This window comes from Streptomyces sp. NPDC031274, assembly GCF_055570235.1.
Genome location: NZ_JBVIHP010000121.1, coordinates 1 through 1,957, shown reverse-complemented (window position 1 = coordinate 1,957; position 1,957 = coordinate 1). Strand labels below are relative to the sequence as shown.

Annotated in this window: 2 protein-coding genes; both read right to left on the bottom strand. The window is 70.2% G+C overall.

Annotated elements, in window-relative coordinates:
- The coding region (locus ACZ5CR_RS44095; RefSeq protein ID WP_468868983.1) for an ATP-binding cassette domain-containing protein at positions 1 to 837 on the bottom strand (837 nt) is incomplete at its 3' end.
- 116 nt (positions 838 to 953) lie between these two features.
- Entirely contained in the window at positions 954 to 1,799 is an 846-nt protein-coding gene (locus tag ACZ5CR_RS44090) for a DUF4097 family beta strand repeat-containing protein (RefSeq protein WP_468868980.1), read from the bottom strand.
- Positions 1,800 to 1,957: the final 158 nt, after the last annotated feature.

Below are 1,957 nucleotides of genomic sequence, written 5' to 3'. Positions count from 1 at the left end.
CTGGCTGCCGTCGCTGGGGATCTGCAGGGACAGGGCCTCCTCGTCGCAGGTGACTTCGCGCAGGGCGGTGGCGGCGGACTCGTACGCGTCCGGGTCGGTGAAGCGGAGGCGGATGTGTCCGCCGGGGATGAGCCGCTTCAATTCCTCGGCACTCCCCTCGGCGGCGATCTTGCCGTTGTTGAGTACGGCGATGCGGTCGGCGAGTTCGTCGGCCTCTTCGAGGTACTGGGTGGTGAGGAAGACGGTGACGCCGTCGGTGACGAGCTCGCGGATGATGCCCCACATGTTGTGGCGGCTTCGGGGGTCGAGGCCGGTGGTGGGCTCGTCGAGGAAGATGATCCGCGGGTTGCCGACCAGGGTCATGGCGATGTCCAGGCGGCGCTTCATGCCGCCTGAGTAGGTGGAGGCGGGCTTCTTGGCGGCCTCCACCAGGTCGAAGCGTTCCAGGAGTTCGGCCGCCACCCGCCGCCCCTCTTGCTTGGAGAGGTGGTGCAGGTCGGCCATGAGGAGCATGTTCTCCTCGCCGGTGATCAGGCCGTCGACCGCGGAGAACTGCCCGGTCACCCCGATCGCCGCGCGGACCGACTGCGGTGAGGTGGCGACGTCGTGGCCCGCGATCTGGGCCTGACCGCCGTCGGCGGTGATGAGCGTGGACAGGATCTTCACCGCGGTGGTCTTGCCGGCGCCGTTCGGCCCCAGCAGAGCGAAGACGGACCCGGCCGGGATGCGCAGGTCGATGCCGTCGAGCACGGTCTTGTCGCCGTACGACTTGCGCATACCGAGGGCGGAGACGGCGGCGGGCGGCTGCAGATCGCCGTTCTGACTGGACGTGGGCATGACAGATGAAGGCATGGGCCCTCCCGATCGAAGGCTGGCACGGAGTGATGGGAATGGAGCGACGGAGCTACGGAGCTGCGGGGATGGGGTGACGGGATGGCGCGGGGCGTGGACGCTCAGGCGCGGGCGCGGCGGACGTCGATGTTGCCCCAGCGGGTCCGGGCGCGGACCTCGACGGTGTCCCCGGTCTTCTCCGGGGTCTCGGACGCGGTGAGCGTGTTGCGCACCTGCCCGCGGCCGGAGCTGACGTCGAGCCAGGCGGCGGTGCCCTCGCGGATGCCGATGTCGATGGCGCCGTAATTGGTCTCCAACTGGACGGTGCCACGGGAGACTTCGTCGACGCGCAGGGTGCCGTGCGCGGTGGTGGCGGCGACCGAGCCCTCGGCGCGCTCGATGGTGATGTCGCCGTTCGCGCCGCTCACCCGCAGGTCGCCGGTCACGGCGCCGACGGTCGTGGAGCCGTGCGAGTTCTTCAGGACTGCGGTGCCGTCGACGGTGCCGACGCGCAGGCTGCCGGAGCTGGTGATGATCTCGGCGGAGCCCTCGGCCCGGTCGACGCTGATCGAGCCGTGGGAGGCGGTCAGGTGGAGCGGCCCGGTCGTGTCGAGGCGGACGTCACCGGACGAGGTCTTCACGCGGACCTCGCCGAGCCTGCCGCCCCCGAGCACCTGGGTCCAGGCGCCGGTCAGTTCGACGTCCGAGCCCGTGGGCAGTTCGACCGTCACGTCGACGGTGCCGGTGGGCCCGATGAGGTAGCGCTGCTTGGGCGTCCTGATGTGCAGCTTGCCGCCCGAGCAGGTGACCTCGGTCTGCTCGGCGGCCCGCACGTCCTGGCGCTTGTGCGGGTCACGGGGAGCCACGTCCACGACGGTGTCGGCGCGGTCGGCCGCGGCGAACTGGATGGATCCCGCGTCCACTTGGGCGGTGACCGCGATCGGCTGGGGAGTGTCGAAAGAAGGCATGGCTGTCCCGTCCTCTTGGGTCCTCTTGGGTGTTCGTGGCGTCCCCGCTGGTGGGACGTGGTGCCGGTGGAGTCGTTCTGAGGGGCTGGTTAATGCACCCAGCCCGTGAAGCTCTGGCCGATGGTCCCGGTCTTCGCAGGTGTACGGGGAGCAGTGGC